Source organism: Brucella thiophenivorans, assembly GCF_002252445.1.
Taxonomy (GTDB): Bacteria; Pseudomonadota; Alphaproteobacteria; order Rhizobiales; family Rhizobiaceae; genus Brucella; species Brucella thiophenivorans.
On record NZ_NNRJ01000052.1, the window covers coordinates 58,534 to 74,940 of the forward strand.

Genomic DNA, 16,407 nt, shown 5'->3' on the forward strand with positions numbered 1-16,407 from the left:
GATGCTTGTTTTCAAAAACGTAGACGCCTCAATTGGTAACATTCCCATTCTGCGCAACATCAATTTTAGTCTTGATGCTGCGGAGTCTGTGGCATTGGTTGGGCGCAATGGCGCCGGCAAAACCACGCTGTTACGCACACTCATGGGCTTTACCCGTTCCACCGGTGAAATCAGCTTCGAAGGTAATGATCTTTCGAAAGTTGCACCCTATAAGCGGCCATCTTTGGGGATCGGTTATGCGCCGGAAGACCGGCGCTTATTCTCCCGGTTCACGATCACCGAAAATATTCTGCTTCCGGCGCAAGTGGCACAATTAAGTGCAGCAGAAACCAGGCAGCGGCTGGAACGCATTTATCTCGTCATGCCGGAACTTGAAACGCTTGGCCCACGGCCTGCAGGTTCCGTGTCTGGCGGTCAGGGTAAAATGGTGGCTCTCGGACGCGCGCTGATGCTGTCTACAAAATTGCTGCTGCTGGACGAACCGTTTCAAGGGTTGGCACCTGTTCTGGCAAACCGCTACGCCGAGGCACTGGGCAAGCTGCGCGAAATAGACCCCACTCTGGCTATCATCATCACTGAATCCAATCCCCATTTGCTGCGTAATTTTGCGTCTCGCACCATCACCGTGGAGCGCGGACAAATCGACAGCGACATTGCATTCGAAAGGAACGTCGCGTGAGTTTTCATTACCCTCGTGCTAGCAAAATTCTCCCCGCCAAAGGCTGCTTCATCAACAATCGCTGGGAGAAGGTTTCCAGCGGCAAAACAGTGGATGTTGTCGCGCCTGCTGAAGGCATTGTGTTTGCCGAAATTTCTGCATCCGGAGCGGAAGATGTCGATCGTGCGGTGAAAGCCGCGCGCGCAGCATTTGAAGGCGGTGCATGGTCAAAACTGACTGCAACTGAACGTGGTCGGTTATTGTCAAAGCTTGGTGAGGCCATTCTTGCAAATGCCGATGAACTTGCGGAGCTTGAAGCGCGCGATTGCGGCAAACCTATCAAGCAAGCACGCGCAGATATTGATGCATCGGCACGATATTTTGAATTTTACGGCGGTGCCGCCGACAAGGTTCATGGCGAACAAATTCCGTTCCTCAAAGGCTATTTTGTAACGGGAGAGCGCGAGCCTCTTGGTGTGACAGGCCATATTATTCCATGGAATTATCCTGCACAGATGATCGGTCGTACACTTGGACCAGCGCTTGCAATGGGCAATGCAACTGTTCTGAAACCTGCGGAAGATGCATGTCTGACACCATTGCGCATCGCAGAGCTCGCCGCAGAAGTAGGCTTCCCTGAAGGTGCTATCAATGTCGTTCCCGGTCTGGGGCATGAGGCTGGATCAGCACTGTCCGAACATCCGGGGATTGATTTCATCGCTTTCACAGGTTCGCCACAGGTTGGCGTGCTGATCCAGACGGCTGCTGCCAAAAATCATATTGGCTGCGTACTGGAACTGGGCGGTAAAAGCCCACAGATCGTTTTCGAAGACGCAGACCTTAAAGCATGTGTTCCTGTTCTGGTGGCGGCCATCATCCAGAATGCCGGTCAGACATGTTCCGCCGGTGCACGTCTTTTGGTCCAGAAATCCATATGGGATAAGGTTATCCCACTTGTCGCGGAACGCTTCAAAGCGCTTCGTGCGGGCGCACCGCATGACAATCCTGATTTAGGGCCGGTCATCAACGCGAAACAGAAAGACCGTGTCGAAACCTTCTTCACGCGTGCGGAGACTGAAGGCGTTCCAATGCTTGCTCAGGGCAAACGTCATGAGAATGCGCCGAAAGACGGTTTCTATGTATTGCCAACGCTCTATGGCCCTGTCGCACGAGACAACCAACTGGCTTGCGACGAGGTGTTTGGACCGGTGCTTGCAGCCATGCCATTTGATGATGAAGCCGACGCAATCGCGCTTGCCAATGCCACTGAATACGGTCTGGTGGCGGGCGTATGGACACGAGATACCTCTCGCGCTGTGCGCGTAGCACGCAAGGTCCGCGCTGGTCAGGTCTATATCAATGCTTATGGCGCAGGCGGCGGCATTGAACTGCCTTTCGGTGGCGTCAAGAAATCTGGCCACGGGCGGGAAAAGGGCTTTGAAGCACTCTATGAATTCTCTGCCCTGAAGACACTTGTGATCAAACACGACTGAGGAATAACAATGACCAATCCTAAGGGGCGACTTGACGGCAAAATAGCGATTGTTACCGGTGCAGGCGGTGGTTTTGGCGAAGGGATTGCCAAGCTTTTCGCCGATGAAGGCGCGAAAGTTGGTGTGCTAGATCTGCGTGCCGATGCTGCCGAACGCGTAGCGTCAGAAATTGGAGCGAGCGCCATTGCACTCACGGCAGATGTGACATCCCGCGAGCAAATTGAACAAGCGGTCAATAAAATGGTCGATGCTTTCGGCACGCCTGATGTTTTTGTCAATAATGCAGGCTGGACCCACCGTAACAAGCCGATGCTGGACGTAACGGAAGAAGAGTTTGATCGCGTTTACGCTATTAACGTAAAATCGATCTATCATATTTCGAATGTCATCGTACCATTGATGCGCGAAAATGGTGGAGGCTCGATTGTAAACATCGGCTCCGTTGCGGGTATCAGACCCCGCCCGGGTCTGACCTGGTATAATTCGACCAAGGGCGCGGTCAATATCCTGTCGCAATCAATGGCGGTTGAACTTGCGCCGGATAAAATCCGCGTCAATGCGATTTGTCCGGTTATGGGTGAAACGGGGTTGCTGGAATCGTTTATGGGTCAACCGGACACGCCGGAAAACAGAGCAAAATTTGTCTCGACAATCCCACTGGGACGCATGTCGCGACCAGATGATATTGCGCGTGCAACCCTTTATCTCTCATCAGACGACGCCGCCTTCATCACCGGGGTTCTGCTTCCAGTTGATGGTGGACGCACCGTCTGACCCTGATAAGATCGTCGCTCAATACGACTTGCAATATGGAACAAGCTTGATGAAAACCCGCGCTGCCGTTCTCAGACATTCTCCCGTTTCGGCCCCTTATGCCCAGACCCGCCCTCTCATCATTGAAGATGTCGAACTGGACGAACCCGGACCAGAAGAACTGCTGATCAAGATCGGTGCCGCGGGTCTTTGTCATTCTGACCTGTCGGTTATCAATGGCAACCGCCCACGACAGACCCCGATGGTGCTGGGGCACGAAGCTGCCGGAACTGTGATCAAGGTAGGTTCTGCAATCAGGGATCTTGCGGAAGGTGACCGGGTTGTCATGACTTTCCAGCCCACATGCGGCCATTGTCTTCCCTGTGCGGAAGGCCGTGCTGCATTGTGTATTCCGGGAGCGGTTGCAAACGGCAATGGCGTGCTGATGTCAGGTGCAATCCGTATCCACGACTTTGCAGATGGCGAAGATATTTATCATCATTGCGGTGTCTCAGCCTATGCAGAATATGCCGTGATTTCGCGCAATTCCGTCGTGAAGGTTGATGCTGATCTTCCATTTGCTGAACTGGCACTTTTTGGTTGTGCAGTGCAAACCGGTGTCGGCGCAATTATCAACACCTGCAAGGTGCAGCCGGGGCAAAGTGTTGCAATTGTTGGCCTGGGCGGCGTTGGCCTTGCTGCTTTATTGGGTGCGGTTGCAGCGGGTGCCACTGAAATCATCGCCATCGATTTATCGAGTGAAAAGCTGGCAATTGCCGCTGAGCTCGGTGCAACCAAAACCTATCTTGCGAGCGAAGCGGGTATCGTTGAAAAAATCCGCTCCGATACGCGTGGCGGCGTTGATCATGCGGTGGAACTTGCGGGGGCCGTGCCAGCTTTCGAACTCGCTTACAAAATCACCAAACGCGGCGGCCAGACTGTGACCGCAGGTCTTGCAGCGCCAAATTCGGAATTCAAAATACCAGCCGTTAATCTGGTGGGAGACGAGCGCACCGTTAAAGGCAGCTATATGGGCTCTTGCGTGCCTCAGCGCGATATTCCCCGTTATATTGCGCTTTATAAGGCTGGGAAACTGCCCGTAAACAAGCTCTTGACCGGCGTTCTGACACTTGATGAGATCAATGAGGGTTTTGACCTTCTTGATCAGGGAAAAGCGATTAGGCAAGTGATTGTCTTTGACTAAACACTTTTTAATTAACCGGAAGAACGGGTGAGCAAATCGCTGTTAAAAGCAGCATCCAATTGGCACATAAAATCTTCCGCACAACACATATGGTCTTCCATGATCTTGGCCGCAGCTTGTTTATCATGGCGCTTGAAAGCCTCAACCAATGCGATATGGCTTGCCACATTATGATCGCCGAACAGCTCATGCTCCTTCAGGCTTTGAGACCGGAAACTCACCAGATCACGCAAAAGACTATTGAGAAAGCGGCAGATAAAAATCAGCAGCGGATTATCGGAAGCATCACATAAAATGTCATGAAATTCCGTCTCAGCAGAACGCCCGACGGCGCGGTTGCCATCTCGATTGGCATTGACACAGATGTCGATATTCTCTTCCAGTTTGCGATAATCATCATCTGTCAGTTTGCCCATCACACTCTGTGCTAATGCCACTTCTATAGATTTTCGCACTTCATAGACATTTTGAAATGTCAGTGTCTGAAAATGCATATATTGACGAAGCTGTTGCATCGCAATTTCAAGTGAAGACGGCTGAATTTCCGGCCCTCCGTTGGGGCCGGATTGCATGGCGATCAAGCCTTCAACTTCAAGTGCCTTTAAGGCTTCTCTGATAGTGCCTTTAGCGCAGCCATAATGCTCCATCAGTGCTTTTTCATTTGGCAAACGGTCACCGGGAACCATCTTTTCGCCAGCGATAGTTCGACGTAAATCCTCGGCAATCTGATCCGAGAGTTTTATGCGTTTGAACTTAACCGCCTTATCAATTTTGCCTGACATCTGATACATATTTTATCCCGTCACTGCCAGACGGCCTCATCATCCAGAGGGTAAATGGGCCTTGCTAATTTTTTGAACGAAAACAATTGGTAATTGGAACTGGTTACACCACCGCTCGCACATTCAACAACAGCTAAAGCGTGAGGTTCGAATACTGGGCGACAATACATGCGCGACTTTAATATCAGATAATCGGCTTGCAAAGCGTCAATATTGGCGCAGTTGAATACACCCAGATCCCATGGCTCATGCGGCAATTCTGAAATCAGAATTGTAGCTTCGTTCGTTTTAAATGCAACACTACGCCCCATATGGCATAACTGGCCTGTATAAATCGGCCCCGAGACAACATAATCACCATCACTGAGAGCTGTCACGGTTCCTGTCAGCTCAAGAGGCGGGTTTGGCAGAATGAAGTCATCCGCAGAGATTTTGTTGCCAAGTTTGATCGTGGTTTGTGCGCCGACGCCTGCCTTAAACAACTGATCAACAACATCAGGATCACTGAATGGACCTGCCACAATATTGGTAAGTCCCGCTTCAACGGAAGCTTGTAAAACATCCATATTTTCGCATGTACCGCCCGACATACAGTTGTCGCCATGATCAAGCATCAGGATGTAGCCCGACGAATGCTTATGACGTTCTCTCTCAGCTTCACTAACCGATGTTTCGAGCGGCGTTTCAGTATATAAAAACTCGTCACGACGCTGCCATGCAACGCCGGCAATTTCAGCCGCAACGGCTTGCGCCTGATCACTATTATCCGCAACCACTACGATGGAGAGGCCCGTTTCTTTTAAGTCAGCGATCGGAAATCCACCAAAAACCGTTACAGCATGAATGCCTTCACGTTTCTCAGCTTCCTTCGCCAGATTAATGACATCCGTCATCGCACAATCTTCATTGGTATTCATGCGTAATGTTGCCGCCAGCATCGGCGGGTGACTGAGCGCTTGTTGAGGCTTCAAACCATCATCCAACATCTTGTCGATGACGCGGGTGACATGCTCGCCGGTCGCAAACATATCAATATGCGGATAGGTTTTAAAACCAACGATACAATCGCAATTATCGAGAATAGTCTGCGTGATGTTGCCATGTAGATCAAGAGCCACACCAATCGGAGTGATCGGCGCAAGAGCCCGTACACGGCGCAACAACTCGCCCTCGCCATCATCATAAGAGCGCGTCACCATCGCACCGTGCAGATCAAGCAAAATAAGGTCGCAACCCTTTGCTACACCCTCGGTGATTGCACCACAAAGATGCTCGAACGCCTCATCCTCGACCGGTCCGCTCGGATTGGCGGTTGCGGCCAGGGGCACAATAATCTCCGCATTCTTCCGTATTGCATAATCATAAAATGCTCCCAACGCCGTATTGGAGCCATGGGCAAATTGCGCAGCATCGGCAGCAAAATGTGGGTTGAAGGAATTTAAATCTGTCACGACAGGTGAAAAGCTATTGGTCTCGTGGTTGAGACGAGCAATCAGAATTCGCATTTGTTATCCTCAAACCGCGCTTTGCTGTTCTGCGATTTTGCGGTCATAATGCATCACAGCATCAAGCAAAACCTGGACACCGGCCGTGCACTCTGTCGAGCTCGTAGCCTCTGCCTCATTGTGGCTCAAGCCACCTTCACTCGGCACAAAGATCATGGTTGTCGGCGCAATTGTTGCGGTGTGCGCTGCATCATGTCCCGCACCCGAAATCAGATCCATACTGCTATACCCGTGTTTGTCGGCAGCATGGCGAACAGATCCGATACAATCAGAATTGAACACAACAGCATCGTTTCTTGAAATGCATTCGAGCGAACCATCAAGAGCGTTCAATTCTTTTTGCTGATCGAAAATTTCAAAAATGCGAGCTTCCATTTCGTCCAGTACGGCATCATCGGGATGACGGATATCAACGGTAAAATGCACCTCACCCGGAATAACATTGGAGGAGTTCGGTGTAATTTCCATAAAGCCAATTGTGCCGACAGCGTGGGGCGCATGCTCGTGAGCAAGATCATCAACAAAAGAAATGAGACGAGCTGCACCAAGCAAAGCATTGCGGCGCATGCTCATCGGTGTTGATCCTGTATGCGCAGCACAACCGATGAGACGGCCCTCATACCAGCGCATCCCTTGAACGCCTTGAACAACGCCGATCAGCTTTTCTTGTGCTTCAAGAATTGGCCCCTGTTCGATATGCAATTCAAACATAGCGCCAAAACCAGTCTCTTGCCTCGTCGCCTCTCCGCGATAGCCGATGTCATCCAGCGCATTGCCGAATTTAATGCCCTCCACATCTTCACGATTATCGGCGTAATGACGGCTGTAAACGCCCGCATAAACGCCTGAGCCCAGCATGGCAGGTGCAAAGCGCGAGCCTTCTTCATTCGTCCAGTTGACCAGCATTAACGGTGCTTCAGTGACATAACCACTTTGATCAAGTGTACGCAGCACTTCCAATGCGCCAAGAACCCCCAAAACTCCATCGAATTTACCGCCGGTCGGCTGTGTATCCAGATGGCTGCCCATTGCAATCGGAGCGAGTGCGTTGTTCCGCCCTTCGCGAAGGGCAAACATATTACCGACTTCATCAATTTTAACGCTCATGCCCAGTTTTCCACATTGAGCTGTCAACCAGTCACGTACCTTTTTATCATGCTCGGTCAGCGTCAAGCGTGCCACGCCACCATTCGGGAGACCGCCAATTTTGGCGGTTTCCATCAGGCTGTTCCATAAGCGGTTTTCATCGACAATCATGTTAGACATTAAAAGTGCGCCTCCTTCGGCAGACACGGCATGTTAATTCGCTTTAACGCCCAGATAGCGGTCTCGCGCATCAGTATCAGCAATAAATTCCTGTGCAGTTCCGTGGTAAACAATGCGTCCCAATTCCAGAATGTAGTGACGATCAGCAAGTACCGTACAGACGGCCAGATTTTGCTCGATCAATAGAATGGGAACACCGGCAGCACGGATTTTCTTGATCTGCTCAACAATTTCCTCAACTATGACGGGCGCCAAACCTTCAACCGGTTCATCCAACATCAAAAGCTTTGGATTATTGAGCAGTGCGCGAGCGATTGAAAGCATCTGCTGCTCACCGCCCGATAGCTGACTACCACCATTTTTCCGGCGTTCTTCCAGCCGCGGAAAAATGCGGTAAATATCAGCCATCGACCAAGGTGAATTTTTACGTTGGGAAATTTGAAGATTTTCTTCAACCGTTAGCATGCTAAAGATACCCCGGTCTTCGGGAACCATCGCCAGACCTTGCTGGGAGATTTTATAAGCAGGCAATCCGGCCATATTTTTGCCTGCAACCATCACACGGCCTTTTGCGGGCGTCAGCAATCCACTGATGGATTTCAGAGTTGAGCTTTTGCCAGCACCATTTCGGCCAAGAAGAGTGACAATTTCACCTGCATTCACTTCCAGTGAAACACCCTGCACAATGTGGCTTTTACCATAATAGCTATGAATATTTTCCACTTGAAGAAAAGCACTCATGCGATATCTCCTGTGATCATATTGCCCAGATAAGCCCTTTGTACTTCCGGATCTTCACGCACGAAGGCAGGGGGTCCTTCTACCAGCTTCCGACCCGCGCGCATTACTGTCACGGTGTCGCTGATATTCATCACAATGCCCATGTTATGCTCAATAAACAGCACTGTATGATCACGTCCCAGATCTTTAATTAGGCGCTTCATTTCCTCAATATCATCGATACCCATGCCCGATGTCGGTTCATCCATCAGGATGACGAGCGGTTTCGAGGCCATTGCCATTCCAACTTCCAACCGTCTTTGCTGGCCATGGGAAAGCTCACCTGCCGCCCTTGAGCGCACATGGGCAAGATTCAGGCGTTCCATCACATGTTCAGCCGTCTCAAGCGCTTCAATATTGCTATCTGCACTCCGCCAAGGTGCAAGTGCCTGCCATGGGGTTTTGCCTTGAGCCGCAAGACGCAGGTTTTCGAAAACATCCAATGTCGGGAACAGGCTGGTAACCTGAAAAGAACGGGCAACCCCAAGCTGGACGCGCTCCTCAGCGGACGCAGAGGTAATGTCCTTGCCATAAAGATGGATCGAACCGGATGAAGCCTTTACACGACCGGTGAGTGCATGAAAAAGTGTGGTTTTCCCTGCACCATTTGGCCCGATAATGGAGTGGACACTGTTAGCCTTGATCGAAAGGTCTACATCTGCAAGAGCAACGAATTTACCATATGTGATACCGACGCCTTTTGTTTCCAAGGCAATTTTGGCTGAGAAATTTGTTGGATGAATTGCACTCATATCACTTCTCCTCCGCGGCTTCCGGTTTCGCGGTCTCTCCGCGTTTAGATGAGAGCGCTGCAACCAATTTTTCTAACAACCCCCAGAGACCTTTTTGAGCAAAAAGCGAAACAACGATCAGCGCCAGTCCGAGTAAAAGCAACCATCGCGGCCAGATTACCGACAGCCAGTCAGCCAATAGCAAGTAACTCGCAGCGCCGATAACAGAGGCGATCAAACTCGTGCTGCCGCCAATAATGGTCATAATCAAAATGACTTCACTGGTGTGGTGTTCAATATTGGTCAGCGGAGCCACACCAATTAGCATGGCATGCAGTGCACCAGCCAAAGCTGTGACGGCACCAGAAATTGCAAAAGCCGCGACTTTAAACGCTTTGATCGGATAACCAACAGCAATTGCGCGTTCTTCATTTTCACGAATTGCAATCAACGTCCGGCCGAAGGTTGATTGAATGACGCGCAAAAGCAACGCAAAGACGACAAGAAAGATGATCGCAACATAGACATAATATGACCAAGGTGATGATAGTGTCTCACCTGCAAAACTTGGGCGTGGCACATCCAGAAGACCATTATCACCACCGGTAATATCGCTGAATGTATAGGCCAAAAAGAAGAAAAGCTGCGAGAAGGCAAGCGTCAGCATAACAAAGTAGACACCTTGCCTGCGAATGGCAAACCAGCCAACGAGCGCTGCCAGGGCTGCGCCGCCGACAACTGCCAGTGGCAGCATTACGCCGGCAGGAATACCGGTGCGAGTGAGCAAAATACCGGCAATATAACTACCAGAGCCAAAGAAAATGCCCTGTCCGAAAGATAAAAGCCCGGTATAGCCCAGCAACAGATTACAAGCTGTAACCGCGAGTGCAAAAATCAAGATTTCCGTTGCCAAAATACCGGATTTCATAAGAAGCGGCATGACAAGGACGGCGACCACAGCAAGTAGAAACTGAAAATAGGGATTGTTCAGGGTTTTCATGATTTATGCTCTCCCGAACAGGCCGCGCGGCATTGAAATGATAATAAGCGCCATGCCCAGATAAATTATCAGTCGTGCACCTTCAGGCCAGATCGTGGCCATCATACTTTGGAGCACGCCAACCAGAATGCCGGCAACCAATGCCCCTGTGTAACTGCCCATCCCGCCGATTACGACGACAACAAAGGCAATGCCGAGCGCATCGATGCCCATAAACGGTTCAACACCACGGATTGGCGCGACCAAGGCACCGGCAAGGCCGGCGAGGCCTGCACCAAGGGCAAAAATAGCCGTATTGATACGCAAGGTGTTATATCCGAGCAGCGCCATGTTGTCGGAGGATTCAGAGCCTGCGCGTACAATCGCGCCAAGTCTTGTTCCTTCTAGCAACCACCACAAAAGAGCGGCCAGAATGGCTGTGAAAACGATCACGAAAATACGATATTGAGGGTAGATAAAGTCGCCCCAGATGAACACACCGCTTAACGCAGCTGGTGCCGCAACACTGCCTCCCAAGGGGCCCCAGATAATGATAACTATTTCCTGTATGGCGAGTGCCATACCAACCGTTACCAAGATGTGGAATGTATGTGGTAATTTATAAATACGCCGCAGCAACACTGCTTCCGTTATTGCTGCCAGTGCTGCCACAGTCACCGTTGCAATGGGCATTGCCACCCAAAAGCTGAAACCACGTTCAACCAGATCATAGGCCAGATAGGCGCCCAATAGATAAAATGCACCATGGGCAAAGTTTACAAACTGCAATAGTCCGAAAATAACGCTAAGCCCAACAGCGAGCAGGAAATAAAGCATACCCAGCCCGATGCCGTTCAGCATCTGGAACAAATAAATCACCAGAGTTCTCCTGAAGGTAAGAAGCAAGCACGGGCATGCCTGGATGCCCGTACATGTGAGCTGTATCAGGTCAAATAAACCCTTAAGGCTTAGCCCATTTTACAACCGGCAGCCTCGGGATCGAGGAATGATTTGCCTGATGATACGACATCAGCATAATCAATATTATCCTTCATCGCCGATTTAGCCTTACCCCTCAGCAGGTAATAATCTTTGATAACCTGATGATCGCCAGAACGGATAAGCTCTTCACCCGTGATGCCGTCATATTTCATGTCATTGAGCACTTTGGCGATGGCATCGCCGTCAGTGCTGCCTGCCTGAACCGCAGCATCAATCAGCAGTTTGGTCATCAGATATGAACCTGCGAGCGAATAGTTCGGAGCCTCACCGTATTTGGCCTGCGTCAGCTCGGCCAATACCTTATTCTCTGGTGCATCCACACCGTGCCAATATTGCGCACCGAAATAGACATCTTCACTTAAGTCAGGTCCTAAACCTTGAAATTGTTCTAGACCGGATGCCCATGCCACAACAATTTTCATACGATCTTTCAGGCCGAAGCTGATCGCCTGACGCAGCGTGTCGGAGGACTGCGCGCCAAAGTTAAGGATCAGCAACGCATCCGGCTTTGCCCCAATCGCATTGGTGAGATATCCGCTGAACTCTTTTTCCGTCAAAGAGTGATAACTGTTGCCGACATGTTCAGCACCCTTTTCCGCAAAGACGTTTTTAGCCGCATTGAGCAAGCCATCACCAAACACATATTGCGGAGTGATAGTGTACCAGCGCTTCACTTCAGGCATCTGTTCGATGATAGGGCGAACAGTCTGCTCAATCGCTCCATAAGTCGGCACACTCCAACGATAAGTTCCGGCGTTGCAATCAACACCTGTTAACTCGTCAGCACCAGCGGTAGTGAAAAGTGTGGCTTTTGCTTTGGTCGCCTCTTTGCCCATTGCGAGCGATTCAGACGAAAGAATACCGCCTGCAAACAGCTTGATACCATTTTGTTCAATGGCATCCTGCATTTTGCGAACAGCAGTGGCAGGCTTGCCTTCAGTGTCTAAATCGAATGTTTTGACTTTGATACCATGATTCTTTTCCGCCTCTTCTGCTGCCAGAATAGCTCCCATCGAGGCATATTTTCCATTGGCCGCAAATGGTCCGGAAATAGGTACAGGAATACCAATATTGATTGTCTCGTTTGCGGCCCAAGCGCTGCGAATGAGACCTGGCATAGCCAACGTGGTTCCAGCCAAAGCAGAATAAGTCAAGAATTGACGTCTTGATATCATACCAAATTGTCCCCTTTTATAACATCCCTTTAATAGAGATCGTTATAACTATACGCATAGATTATTGTAACTGTCTATAGGGAGAAGAAAGACCTTGGTTTTGAATATAAATAATTGAATTTATTATATTAATTATGTTTCTTCCAAATGAATTTTTGGATCTAGTTTAGTGTGCGCAGCATGGAAAACACATTTCATATAGCAAGATTCTTGAATGTTTTAAGGTCACTGATAACCCAGAGACCACCCCATTATGCAGGCGTTTTTGGAGGCAATGTCGCTCAAAGTTGGCCAAAGATGACACGAGCCAGATTATTTCAGGCGAAGTTAGAGAATTGCTTTTGCAGCGCTGCGCGTGGATCAAACTGCGCACGCTTGATCATTCCGAAAAGGCGTTAAGCTCCGCCGCATAATCGCTGCCGTCGAGTAGATATGTCTGTTTTGCTAAAAAATGTACGATTGTCTGAAGTCAGCACTCTTGGGACAGATTTAGGTCGCGTGGACAAAGGAGGATTTCTGGTTCATCATAACTTTCATGGATTGAAGATGAACAAGACATCCGGGACATCGGAAGACGCGGCGGACAAGCTTGTCAAGAACATCCTTCGCAAGACCCGTCAAACCTATTCGGCAGAGGAAAAAATCTGCATCGTTCTGGCGGGTATTCGAGGAGAGGAAAGCATCTCTGTGTTGTACCGCCGCGAAGTCATCGCCGAAAGCCTTTATTACAGTTGGTCGAAGGAGTTCCTGGAAGCGGGCAAGCGTCGGCTCTGAGGGGCGACACGGCACGGCAAGCTACGTCGCCGGAAGTAAAGGACCTTCGCTCTGAAGCTTTGTCGTTGAGGGACAAGATCAAGAAACTGACAATCCGCCAACGCCGCTTGCAACAAAAAAACAAGTGGCATAATCAGTCAAACAAACGAACCAGAGCCTCCAATACTCAAGCCGCTCTGATGTCCAATTTTATATAACGACGGACACCCCCGCCCCGCCAGCTCTTCCGCGTAAAATCTGTCCCATAATGCATCCCTCCAAGCTTGGGAATATAGTGCACCATCAAAACCTGGGATCAAACACCTAGAAAACGAGCGATGCATTTCGCGGATCATGGTGAGTGGACTATCCATTATCTCAAATGACCTTCATCGGTTTCCGGCAATGCTCCTGATAAAGGCCCCAAATTTAGAGGTTCCTCTTTTACGGTAATGAATTTCAAGGAAAAAAGGACGCTCGTTCTAACTCAATAAAACTGAGAGCCGCTCTAAACTTTATAGCTCGATTGGCACCGTCACCACGACCTTCAGCCCCGGATTATTGTTTAATTCTTCGAGTTCGCCACCAAGACCAATGACGATTGCGTTGAGCATCTTGCTGCCAAAACCACTGCGGTCTCGCGTCTTTCCACCGCCATTATCAGCCACGATCAGTCGCGCCTGATTAAAGTGCTGGTCCAGTATCACCTCGGTCGGACCGGGCGCACCATCGTAAGCGTATTTATTCGCATTGGTGACCAGTTCTGAATAAACCAACCCGATATTGATAGCCCGATCTGCATTGATTAACACATGCGAGAGCTTGCTCGTATGGCGACTTCTCCATTCCTCACCCATGGACTGAAACAGTTCATTCGATAGTTCTTCGAGGTATCGGGCGAGATCGACCGATCCAACATAATTATCGGAATAAAGACGCCGATGCACCAAAGCCACCGCGGCAATACGACTGCGCGCGTCGGTAAGATATTGGATAACAGTCGGATCAGTGATTTCCCGCATCTGCATGCCAAGAAATGTGGAAACAAGCTGAAGACTGTTCTGGACCCGATGATTAATTTCCTTCATGAGGAAATCCTTCTGTTCCAGAAGCTTGTCTTTCTGCTCCACAGTCCTTTGCAACTCACGATTCAGTCGATCAATACGCCGGCGCTGATAGGCTTCAGAAATGACGCGCCCAACACGGTGCATCGCGTCGATCTTGTTGAAATTCCAATAACGCGAGCGACCACGAACTTCTTCTGTCCACGCTTCAAAAGATGCGCGAGGCGTAAGTGGTTGCGCTGATGAACTTTCCGCATCCTTGTGCGGATTTCCAGCCCATTCAACAATTTGTACCTTTTCCGCCCGCGACCATATCAGGAATACATCATCATCAAGATACAGTTTGAGAACAGCAATACCGCTTGCGAGTGGCACGATATGCGAGGGCAAACTCTTATTGCGTCCAAACTCATACGAGTAAAACAAGCCATCCTTGAGCTTGTTTTCGGTCAATTGGATGATTGTATTGAGATCGGCGATATCCGGAGACGTTCCGGACTGAGCATCAAGCCTTCCATTGGCAACGACAGCGAACCCGTCTGCAATCATCATTTTTCTCAGATTGTCGGCAGATGCAGAAAAACGCTCCTCAAGAGAACTGTTGATCAGGAGCGCCTCAACCAGACGATCCTCATGCGATCGAAGACGAAGCCGCTCTCTTGCATTTTCCGCCTCGTCCTTGGCCTTCATCTGGCGTGCAAGACTTGCCGCCAAAGCGCGCGCCACAGCGCGTATTGCAAAAGGCATCACCATAGGCGTTGCATTGTGACAAGCAATCAACCCCCAGAGCACGCCATCCTTGATGATGGAAACGGACGCACTCGCGCCCACGCCCATATTCCGCAGATATTGCAGATGAATAGGAGACACACTTCTCAGCGCCACATCGCTTAGATCGAGATGCTCGACGGAGGCGCCATACCATTTTAACGGTTGTGGCTCATAGGACGAATTGGGAATAACGCGAACGCGGTTGCGCAAATAAAGAGCGCGGGCCTGCCTCGGAATATCGCTGGCAGGGAAATGATGGTTGAGAAAGGATGGGTAAACATCGTTGCGGTCTTCAGCAACAACAACGCCGGACGCATCATCAAGAAACTGGTAGATCATAACGCGGTCAAAGCCCGTGAGCGTGCGAAACACCGCAACAGCCTTCCCAAACAGGGCCTGAGTATCCGGCGCGTTTTCAAACGCATAGGCTATTGCTTCAAGACCTGAAAGTGACTGTTCGGGCGTAATATTTGCCTCAAGCGCAGGCTCGATTTCGATCAGCAGATACTGATCGAGAATATGTCCCAGCAGGTCGAAACTCTTCTCACCGACGATACGTTTGCCAAGAATGATTTCATCGGCACGCGGCGCATTTCGAGCAATTGAAAGCACATTGAGTTGCAGCAATGTATCGATGTGTTGCCCATACCATCGGTCACCGAAATAGGTTTCCAACTGCCCCGCACCACCCACAATCAGCCCCGTAGAAATTTCTGCGATCAGAAGCATCCCATGCGGCTGAATCGATCCCGGTATATGTATGGGTTCGCGATCGCAGCCGGTCTGGTCAGGCAGATTGTCTGGCGACATAGTTGAAAACCTTAAGATAATTATACTCGAGCGCACCTAACGCTGCGATGGCCGCAAACATGCAGCGCTCCTCATCATCATCGTCAAAAGGCGTTATTTCAATGAGTTTTAATGCCTGTGGCCATAAAAATAAACTGCTGGACTGTTTTATCAGATGGCGAGCACCAAAATCTCCATTAAATCCAAGTTGTGATACCAGTTCAGCACGTTGCTGAACCCCGTAAACGGTGGATTCGAGAGCATAAAGCGTACCAATCACAGTCGCCAGATCAACCGGCTGAGTGGTGCGCTTTGGTCCGACGACAAGGGGAATATCAACATCGGCAATATCGTCGATGTCGCTTAAAAGCTCTTGTTCAAGCTTGCTCTGATCCCAGCCGGAATAAAGCGCGCCAATATGGCTAACTTCCAGCATGGTTTCCAGACAGGTTCTGCTTGCAAGAGTGGCCTGTAAATACCGCTTATAGTTCTCAACCGAGCAAAACATCGACTGATTGCCATATAATTCGTCAAGTCTTTCACGGTGGGGAGCGGTAGCCGATTTCAATCGACGATACCGTCCGGACGTCACAATCTGAAACATTAAGAAAATTCGCTCCGCTTGATGTGAAGAGCGCATGCCACCAAGCCTGAATGCACTCCTCCGCGCCTAAAACGCAGCCCAACCGCCTTTGTTCCTGC

General features: G+C 50.0%; 15 protein-coding genes. 5 read left to right on the forward strand and 10 right to left on the reverse strand.

Translation table 11 applies throughout. The features are described 5' to 3' along the window. The first annotated feature begins 1 nt into the window (after position 1). Genes CEV31_RS16970 through CEV31_RS16985 form a run of 4 tightly spaced genes read left to right on the forward strand, consistent with a single transcriptional unit; the run spans position 2 to position 4,108 of the window. Complete coding sequence (locus tag CEV31_RS16970; RefSeq protein WP_094508755.1) at positions 2–679, forward strand: ATP-binding cassette domain-containing protein; 678 nt, start codon at positions 2–4, stop codon at positions 677–679. Further along, the gene (locus CEV31_RS16975; protein ID WP_094508757.1) at positions 676–2,151 is read left to right on the forward strand and encodes an aldehyde dehydrogenase family protein; all 1,476 of its coding nucleotides are present in this window, start codon (positions 676–678) and stop codon (positions 2,149–2,151) included. Before CEV31_RS16970 ends, CEV31_RS16975 begins: the two co-directional genes overlap by 4 nt. Before the next feature lie 9 nt (positions 2,152–2,160). Next, a complete protein-coding gene (locus CEV31_RS16980) occupies positions 2,161–2,925 on the forward strand; it encodes a glucose 1-dehydrogenase (RefSeq protein ID WP_094508759.1) in 765 nt (254 codons plus the stop codon). A 49-nt stretch (positions 2,926–2,974) separates the two neighbouring features. Further along, positions 2,975–4,108: a zinc-dependent alcohol dehydrogenase family protein gene (locus CEV31_RS16985; RefSeq protein WP_094508761.1), complete on the forward strand. Its 1,134-nt coding sequence runs from the start codon at positions 2,975–2,977 to the stop codon at positions 4,106–4,108. An 11-nt stretch (positions 4,109–4,119) separates the two neighbouring features. On the opposite strand, the gene CEV31_RS16990 is transcribed toward CEV31_RS16985, so the two are convergent. The 8 genes from CEV31_RS16990 to CEV31_RS17025 all read right to left on the reverse strand — a co-directional run bounded on the left by CEV31_RS16990 (position 4,120) and on the right by CEV31_RS17025 (position 12,271). After that, complete coding sequence (locus tag CEV31_RS16990; RefSeq protein ID WP_094508763.1) at positions 4,120–4,890, reverse strand: FadR/GntR family transcriptional regulator; 771 nt, start codon at positions 4,888–4,890, stop codon at positions 4,120–4,122. 20 nt (positions 4,891–4,910) lie between these two features. Then, entirely contained in the window at positions 4,911–6,395 is a 1,485-nt protein-coding gene (locus CEV31_RS16995; RefSeq protein WP_094508765.1) for a M81 family metallopeptidase, read from the reverse strand. Positions 6,396–6,404: 9 nt separating this feature from the next. Then, entirely contained in the window at positions 6,405–7,661 is a 1,257-nt protein-coding gene (locus CEV31_RS17000) for a M20 family metallo-hydrolase (protein WP_094508767.1), read from the reverse strand. A gap of 33 nt (positions 7,662–7,694) precedes the next feature. After that, positions 7,695–8,402, reverse strand: a complete 708-nt coding sequence (locus tag CEV31_RS17005; RefSeq protein ID WP_094508769.1) for an ABC transporter ATP-binding protein — start codon at positions 8,400–8,402, stop codon at positions 7,695–7,697. Beyond that, entirely contained in the window at positions 8,399–9,193 is a 795-nt protein-coding gene (locus CEV31_RS17010; RefSeq protein WP_094508771.1) for an ABC transporter ATP-binding protein, read from the reverse strand. Before CEV31_RS17010 ends, CEV31_RS17005 begins: the two co-directional genes overlap by 4 nt. A 1-nt stretch (position 9,194) precedes the next feature. After that, on the reverse strand, positions 9,195–10,172 hold the full coding sequence (locus tag CEV31_RS17015) for a branched-chain amino acid ABC transporter permease (protein WP_094508773.1): 978 nt from the start codon (positions 10,170–10,172) through the stop codon (positions 9,195–9,197). A 3-nt stretch (positions 10,173–10,175) separates the two neighbouring features. After that, positions 10,176–11,030: a branched-chain amino acid ABC transporter permease gene (locus CEV31_RS17020; protein WP_210190945.1), complete on the reverse strand. Its 855-nt coding sequence runs from the start codon at positions 11,028–11,030 to the stop codon at positions 10,176–10,178. A gap of 89 nt (positions 11,031–11,119) precedes the next feature. Further along, the gene (locus CEV31_RS17025) at positions 11,120–12,271 is read right to left on the reverse strand and encodes an ABC transporter substrate-binding protein (protein WP_235818144.1); all 1,152 of its coding nucleotides are present in this window, start codon (positions 12,269–12,271) and stop codon (positions 11,120–11,122) included. 603 nt (positions 12,272–12,874) lie between these two features. Here CEV31_RS17025 and CEV31_RS17030 point away from each other — a divergent pair. Beyond that, on the forward strand, positions 12,875–13,102 hold the full coding sequence (locus CEV31_RS17030) for a hypothetical protein (protein ID WP_094508777.1): 228 nt from the start codon (positions 12,875–12,877) through the stop codon (positions 13,100–13,102). Positions 13,103–13,596: 494 nt separating this feature from the next. On the opposite strand, the gene CEV31_RS17035 is transcribed toward CEV31_RS17030, so the two are convergent. Both CEV31_RS17035 and CEV31_RS17040 read right to left on the reverse strand, forming a co-directional pair. Beyond that, entirely contained in the window at positions 13,597–15,726 is a 2,130-nt protein-coding gene (locus tag CEV31_RS17035; RefSeq protein WP_094508779.1) for a histidine kinase dimerization/phosphoacceptor domain -containing protein, read from the reverse strand. Beyond that, positions 15,704–16,309: a heme oxygenase-like domain-containing protein gene (locus CEV31_RS17040; protein WP_094508781.1), complete on the reverse strand. Its 606-nt coding sequence runs from the start codon at positions 16,307–16,309 to the stop codon at positions 15,704–15,706. Before CEV31_RS17040 ends, CEV31_RS17035 begins: the two co-directional genes overlap by 23 nt. Between the last annotated feature and the right edge of the window lie 98 nt (positions 16,310–16,407).

Bases quoted from the DNA above. Each gene is read 5' to 3' on its own strand.
- CEV31_RS16970 (WP_094508755.1), top strand. From the start codon at position 2: ATGCTTGTTTTCAAAAACGTAGACGCCTCAATTGGTAACATTCCCATT.
- CEV31_RS16980 (WP_094508759.1), top strand. From the start codon at position 2,161: ATGACCAATCCTAAGGGGCGACTTGACGGCAAAATAGCGATTGTTACC.
- CEV31_RS16985 (WP_094508761.1), top strand. From the start codon at position 2,975: ATGAAAACCCGCGCTGCCGTTCTCAGACATTCTCCCGTTTCGGCCCCT.
- CEV31_RS16990 (WP_094508763.1), bottom strand. From the start codon at position 4,890: ATGTCAGGCAAAATTGATAAGGCGGTTAAGTTCAAACGCATAAAACTC.
- CEV31_RS16995 (WP_094508765.1), bottom strand. From the start codon at position 6,395: ATGCGAATTCTGATTGCTCGTCTCAACCACGAGACCAATAGCTTTTCA.
- CEV31_RS17000 (WP_094508767.1), bottom strand. From the start codon at position 7,661: ATGTCTAACATGATTGTCGATGAAAACCGCTTATGGAACAGCCTGATG.
- CEV31_RS17005 (WP_094508769.1), bottom strand. From the start codon at position 8,402: ATGAGTGCTTTTCTTCAAGTGGAAAATATTCATAGCTATTATGGTAAA.
- CEV31_RS17010 (WP_094508771.1), bottom strand. From the start codon at position 9,193: ATGAGTGCAATTCATCCAACAAATTTCTCAGCCAAAATTGCCTTGGAA.
- CEV31_RS17015 (WP_094508773.1), bottom strand. From the start codon at position 10,172: ATGAAAACCCTGAACAATCCCTATTTTCAGTTTCTACTTGCTGTGGTC.
- CEV31_RS17025 (WP_235818144.1), bottom strand. From the start codon at position 12,271: ATGCCAGGTCTCATTCGCAGCGCTTGGGCCGCAAACGAGACAATCAAT.
- CEV31_RS17030 (WP_094508777.1), top strand. From the start codon at position 12,875: ATGAACAAGACATCCGGGACATCGGAAGACGCGGCGGACAAGCTTGTC.
- CEV31_RS17035 (WP_094508779.1), bottom strand. From the start codon at position 15,726: ATGTCGCCAGACAATCTGCCTGACCAGACCGGCTGCGATCGCGAACCC.
- CEV31_RS17040 (WP_094508781.1), bottom strand. From the start codon at position 16,309: ATGTTTCAGATTGTGACGTCCGGACGGTATCGTCGATTGAAATCGGCT.